Source organism: Protofrankia coriariae (assembly GCF_001017755.1).
GTDB lineage: Bacteria > Actinomycetota > Actinomycetes > Frankiales > Frankiaceae > Protofrankia > Protofrankia coriariae.
The window spans coordinates 243,197-248,874 of record NZ_JWIO01000001.1 but is presented as its reverse complement, the minus strand read 5'-3'; the positions used below and the strand labels follow the sequence as shown (position 1 = coordinate 248,874).

General features: G+C 69.9%; 7 protein-coding genes. 4 read left to right on the top strand and 3 right to left on the bottom strand.

Going from position 1 to position 5,678, the window contains the following annotated elements; all coding sequences use genetic code 11:
- The first annotated feature begins 149 nt into the window (after positions 1 to 149).
- Both rsmI and FrCorBMG51_RS01055 read left to right on the top strand, forming a co-directional pair.
- Positions 150 to 1,073: a 16S rRNA (cytidine(1402)-2'-O)-methyltransferase gene (gene rsmI / locus FrCorBMG51_RS01060; RefSeq protein WP_086055178.1), complete on the top strand. Its 924-nt coding sequence runs from the start codon at positions 150 to 152 to the stop codon at positions 1,071 to 1,073.
- A 69-nt stretch (positions 1,074 to 1,142) separates the two neighbouring features.
- Positions 1,143 to 1,445 (top strand): type II toxin-antitoxin system Phd/YefM family antitoxin, encoded by a 303-nt coding sequence (locus FrCorBMG51_RS01055; protein WP_235433207.1) that lies wholly within the window; start codon positions 1,143 to 1,145, stop codon positions 1,443 to 1,445.
- 589 nt (positions 1,446 to 2,034) lie between these two features.
- On the opposite strand, the gene FrCorBMG51_RS26020 is transcribed toward FrCorBMG51_RS01055, so the two are convergent.
- Complete coding sequence (locus FrCorBMG51_RS26020; RefSeq protein WP_047221247.1) at positions 2,035 to 2,214, bottom strand: hypothetical protein; 180 nt, start codon at positions 2,212 to 2,214, stop codon at positions 2,035 to 2,037.
- Between the two features lie 49 nt (positions 2,215 to 2,263).
- Here FrCorBMG51_RS26020 and FrCorBMG51_RS01045 point away from each other — a divergent pair, with 49 nt between their 5' ends.
- A complete protein-coding gene (locus FrCorBMG51_RS01045) occupies positions 2,264 to 2,851 on the top strand; it encodes an XRE family transcriptional regulator (protein ID WP_235433206.1) in 588 nt (195 codons plus the stop codon).
- Positions 2,848 to 3,420 carry a DUF6036 family nucleotidyltransferase gene (locus FrCorBMG51_RS01040; protein WP_052914197.1) on the top strand — a complete coding sequence of 191 codons (573 nt, stop codon included), beginning with the start codon at positions 2,848 to 2,850 and terminating at the stop codon, positions 3,418 to 3,420. Before FrCorBMG51_RS01045 ends, FrCorBMG51_RS01040 begins: the two co-directional genes overlap by 4 nt.
- Positions 3,421 to 3,654: 234 nt before the next feature.
- Here the strand turns inward: FrCorBMG51_RS01040 and FrCorBMG51_RS01035 are convergent, their stop codons facing one another.
- Together FrCorBMG51_RS01035 and FrCorBMG51_RS01030 are read right to left on the bottom strand one after the other, a co-directional pair.
- Complete coding sequence (locus FrCorBMG51_RS01035; RefSeq protein ID WP_338052662.1) at positions 3,655 to 4,170, bottom strand: YdcF family protein; 516 nt, start codon at positions 4,168 to 4,170, stop codon at positions 3,655 to 3,657.
- Between the two features lie 320 nt (positions 4,171 to 4,490).
- Positions 4,491 to 5,594, bottom strand: a complete 1,104-nt coding sequence (locus FrCorBMG51_RS01030) for an ABC transporter substrate-binding protein (protein WP_047221245.1) — start codon at positions 5,592 to 5,594, stop codon at positions 4,491 to 4,493.
- Positions 5,595 to 5,678 lie beyond the last annotated feature (84 nt).

Sequence of the window (5,678 nt, the reverse complement as noted above, 5' to 3'; positions counted from 1 at the left end):
GGCGGTGCCAGCCGCTCCCGTGGGCTCAGGCCATCGCGATTACTTTTAGTGACGACCGTGGTCCGCGGCTCGCCGCCGTCCACGGTCGGATAGGTCGCTGTCACCGCCACCGCATCAATGTAGGTGGTGGCACCTGGCAGACTCGGCGGGTGTCCGGAACTCTGGTGCTCTGCGGTGCGCCGATCGGTGACGTTCGCGATGCCAGCCCCCGCCTGGGCGAGGTGCTGGCCCGCGCCGACATCGTCGCGGCCGAGGACACCCGCCGCCTGCGCCGGCTGACCGCGGCCCTCGGCGTCACCATCACCGGGCGGGTGGTCTCCTGCTTCGACGCCAACGAGTCCTCCCGCGCGGACTTCCTGCTCTCCCACCTGCGCGCGGGAGCCACCGTCGCGCTCATCACGGACGCGGGCATGCCGGCCGTGTCGGATCCGGGTTTCCGGGTGGTGGCCGCCGCCGTCACGGCCGGGGTGGCGGTGACGGTCGTTCCGGGGCCGTCCGCGGTGACCGCCGCGCTCGCTGTCAGCGGGCTGCCCACGGACCGTTGGGTGTTCGAGGGTTTCCTGCCGCGCCGGCCGGGCGAGCGCCGGTCACGCCTGGCCGAGCTGGCCGGGGAGCGGCGCACACTGGTCATCCTGGAGGCTCCGCACCGGCTGCCCGCAACACTGGACGATCTTACCGCGGCCTTCGGGCCCGACCGCGCGGCCGTGGTGTGCCGCGAACTGACCAAGACCTGGGAGGAGATCGTCCGGGACGATCTCGGCGCGCTGGCGGCATGGGCCCGCGAGCGGGAGGTCCGGGGCGAGATCACCCTGGTGGTGGCGGGTCGACCCGGGACGTCGTCGCAGCCGCGGCCGCAACCGGGCACGCCGGCCGCGGCCGCCCTCTCCGCCGCGCTCGCGGCGGAGGTCGCCGCCCGCGAAGCCGCTGGAATACCGCGCAAGACGGCCCTCGCGGCGGTGNCGTCTACGACGCCGTCCTCGCCGCCAAGAACGACCGCCAGCAGACCGACCGCCAACAGACCGACCACGAAAACAACGATCGGTGACGTAGCGATCAGAGGTGCGCAGACGTAGATCATCGATGGGGTGGTGCGGTGAGCACTGGCTACCAGAAAAGATCGACACAGGTGTGCCGGAGCGGCGGTGACCGCACTGCGCGTACACAGTTCTGGGTACGCTTCCGGTCTGGACGACAGTCAGAACGAGCTGAGCGCAAGGGATGCCCGCGCCCATTTCACCGAGGTCATCACTCGCGCCCAGGGCGGAACACCCACCGTCATCACGCGCAACGGCCAAGCCGTGGCCGCGGTCGTCCCCATCGAGGATTTCAACGCCTTTGAAGACGCCATAGACCGGTATTTCTCTCGGGACGCCGACCGCGATTTGGCGGAGAACCCCGATACCCCCACCTACAGCATGGCCGAGGTCATCCCTGACTACACATGACAAGAGCGGTATTCGCGTGCCGGAACGGTCGTGAGCAACGGAGCGGCCTGTAGGGGTACGAATTGTGCCGTGCTCGGGTTGTGCCAGCGGGCATGTGACCTGTACCAGCAGGCCCCGCTGGGTAGCCGTTCAAGCGGGAGACCGTAGGGCTACCTGACGGATAAGGGGTTTGCCGTCGCCGCAACGCATGTGGATGCACCCGGCGGCGGGATCAGCTGGTATTGCCCCGCGCCGGACAGGCCGTCACTCGTTGCAGGTCGGACCTGGTAGGTCAGCAGGGCTCGATTTCTGGGATGGCATCGAACGGCGCCTGGTTCGTGTCGGGGGGTCTCTGCACGGTGGCGGGCTGCCCGGGGGCTGTTCATGTCTCGCCAGACGATCCGCGCTATGTGGGTGGTGACTGGTACGGCCCGGGTTGAGAGGTACCAGCCGGTCGGTATCCACAGTGGGTCGGGCAGGCCGGGGCGGGGGTGAGGTGGGCGATGTGGTCGTCGGTCAGGGCGGGCTGTCCGGCGTCGAGCCAGGCGCTGACCAGGGTCGCGAGGTGCTTGCCGGGGGTGGGGTGGGGATCGGTCGGACCGGCGCTGGTCTATTCCTCGTCCAAGTCGCCGGCGCCGCCGAACTGGTCGATCCGCCCGGCCGACAGGCCGGTCAGGGCTGCGACGGAAGCGGTGGGTGAGCTGTCGAGGACTTTCATCGATTCGACCATGCCGTGGCGGATCTCCTCACGGCGTTGCTCGAGGGCGGAGCGGCGAGCTCGGTGGATCACTACCAGCTCCTTTATCTGATCAGATAAAGGAGCTGGTAGGGTGTGGTCTGTGAAGCTCGATCAGGACACTCGTGAGGTCATGGCGCTCCTCGACGCCGCCCTGGCTGACAGTGGTCTGACCCAGGTCGAGTTCGCAGCCGCGCTGGGGACGTCGGCGTCCAGGTTCTCCACCTACCGTTCGGGCGGGACGAAGCCGGCCGCCGTGTTCTGCTTCCGGGCGCGGCGCATCGCCCGCGCGCTGGCGGTCGCGCGCGCCTCACGGCTGATGTCCGCGCCGGCGACCGCCAAGGCTGTTCGCACCGCCGACAACGAGGAGTGGGCGTGGCGGATGCTCCTTCAGGGCCGTGACCATCTACGCCTGCTGTTGGAGCGGCGCGACGGATCGGCTGCCGCCTGGGAGGCCGTCCCGGCAGCCACAGGCAGCGCGGGCTTCGACGCCCTGCTGGCCGTCTTGGCGCGGCGGGAGTTCGAGCGGGCCGGAGTTGAACCGCCGACGTGGTGCGAGCCCACGCGTCTGCCTCAGCCCTGGGTTCCCGAGCATCCCTTCCTCGACCGGGAGGAAATCATCACCCGGACTCCGGACTACCTGAAGAAACTCAACATCTTCGTCCCCGCCCGTGACCTGGTCACGGCGTGAACGACCGGCACGAGTTCTCCGCCAAAGAGATCATTTCGCTTCTGGCCAGGCTCGACGAGCGGCTACGGGCACGCGGCGTCTCAGCCGCCGTGTTCATCGTCGGCGGTGCGGCCATCGCGGCGACCTCCCACCGGGATCTGCGGCGCACGGAGGACATCGACGCGATCACCCGCGACCAGGCCGTCCTGGACGAGGCCCGGGCGATCGCCCGCGAGGACGGTCTGCCGGAGAACTGGCTCAACACCCGCGCGGCCATGTGGATGCCGCCGCTGCCACCGGCCGCCCTCGCGCACGTCCCTACCCCCGGACTCCACGTGAGGTACGCGTCTGACGAGTTCCTTCTCGCCATGAAGCTGATCGCCCAGCGCCGCAGGGACGCCGACGATATCCGCGAGCTTGCCGCGCGCACCGGCACGACCGACGCGACCGCCGACGAGCTCGAAGCGCTGATCTATCGCCACTACACCGACCCCGGCATGCTCGAGTTCATCGTCGGCGGTACCGACGTGCCAGGTGAGATCCGCCTCCTCGCCGAACGGGCAGCGCGGATGCTCACCCGCAGTCATTGACCAGTCCCCGCGGCGGAGGTAGAGCAGATGGGAATTGAGTGAACCACCCTGGGTTTTTTAGAGACCGGGGCGGTTCAGGCCGGTCGTTGCATTACACAGGGCGTCCATCAATATAGCCCCCAGGAGCATCCACGCCCGGCTTCCGCATCATCGTGGTATTCCGGACACGGACAACCGGGGAAGGTATGTCGGTCTGACAGTGGGGTGCTGGTGAGGGAATGGCCGCCGGAGGGGTCAGCAGTTTCGTTGGATGGTCAGGGCCTTGATCATGGCGGCCCATTCGTAGCTGATCGCGTATGGCCAGCCGCGTAGTCGTGGGGAGACTGTGACGAACAGGGCGCGGCCCTCGTAACACCGTTTCACCCGTAGTCGCGCCCGGGTGTCCTGTGGGGTCCCCACCACGATCATTACGGATCGCCAGCCGTAACGGGTGGCCAGTTCCGCGGTCATCCGTGCTTCACCCTGGGTGGTGACCGGGTCCGGGCGGAAGCAGATCACCTGTATGCCGGGCAGGGCGGCCGGGCACGGGTCGTCGGCCCCGGGCGGGGTCGACACGGCGAGCACCGGTGCGTACCCGGCCCGGGCCAGTTCGATCGCTCTGGCCAGCCGGCCGGGGCTGCCGGCATACATCACGATCGCGTCGACCGGCTCCGGGGCATCCCGGACCGGCCAGACGAACAACCGCCCGGTCGCGGTGAGGAACAGCACGGCGGCCAGGCCGATCCCGATCCCGACCCGTCCACCCGGCACCCGTCCGGGCCAGCCTCGCGTCCGAGTGGGCCGGTCCGGCATTCGCCTGAACCAGCCTGGCATCTGGGCGGGTCGGTCCGGTGTCCGTCCGAACTGGCCCGAAGCCCGGGTGAACTGGCCTGGTATCCGGGCGAGCCTGTTCGGTGTCCGTCCGAACCGGCCTGAAGTCCGGGCCCGGAGCGGGCGATGTTCCTGCTGCCGGCCTGGGGTGGGACCCGGCATCCACCCGAATCGGCCCGGCTGCCGGGCCCGGGCGAACCGGCCCGGCTGCCGGGCCCGGGCGAACCGGCCCGGCAGCCGGACGGATCCGCCCGGCTTTCTCATGAGGCGGTCATGGCGGGCTGCCGCGCCACCCCGATCCGCGAGCGAGGGTAGGCCAGTGGGGACTGCGCCCGGTCGGCGGGCCAGACCACATGCGCAGCACCGTCCCGCCACTGCACGAGATGGCTGTGGTGACCGACCTGGAGGCCGGTGGCCTCGTCGAGACGGAAACGGCCCAGCAGAGTGGACGTGTCGAGCGTGCGCGCGGCGGTGAGCACATGAGGGTCGTCGGCCCGGCCACTCGCCCAGACACAGCGGCCCAGAACCAGCCCGGCCGCGTAGGCCACCGCCGCGGTCGCGGCCGGCAACTGGTCGTACATCTGTTGGTAGCAGGCAACGAACTCGGACACGCTCGGACCGGTGCCAGCATCCGCGGGCAGCCGTGGTGACCAGGCCCGCGGGCCCAGCAGGCCGTCGCGGCGATCACGCAGTGCGGTCAGTGCGCCGTCATGCCCGGCGGTGGAGAACGCCGCCGCCCGCCACGGCCTGCGCAGCAGCACCTCGGCCGCGGCGTTCTCGTCGTCCGGATCACCCTGGACGATCAGAACGTCCGCGGGCGGGAGCCGGCGTGCGGCGATCATGGCCTGGCCGGGACGGAACACGCTGGAGGCGACCTCGAAGCCCAGCCGGGCCGCGGCGGCCCGCACGACGGAGACGACTTCCAACGCCCGGTCGTCGGAGGCCGTCAGCACCGTGACCCTGCGGGCCCGCCGGTCGGCGGCACGAACCGCGGCGAGCAGTCCCCGCGTCCACGTCGAATGCGGGGAGAGCAGATTGACGACGTTCGGGAACGCCTGGCGGACGAACCGGGTCGAGGGCGCGCCGATGTTGAACACGACCCGGTCGGTGGCGGCACACGCGGCCAGCGCGCTGCGCTGACCGTACGGACCGAAGATCATATCCGGCCGTGCCGCGGCCGCGGCACGCATCGCCGCCGCGGGATGCGGATGCGCGTCGTACGCGGTGACGTTGATGTCGTCCCACGGCGGCGGAAGCTGCTCATCACGAGCCCACAACGTGACCGCGCGCAGGGTGGTCAGACCGTGGACGGCCGCCGGACCAGTCAGCGGAGTCACCAGCGCAACAGCGAGCGACGAGGACATCGGTACCTGTCTACCAGGTGATGGGACTGCGATGTTTAACAGTGTGCCGACGTTGTTATGACACCCCCGCCATGGGAGTGGCTT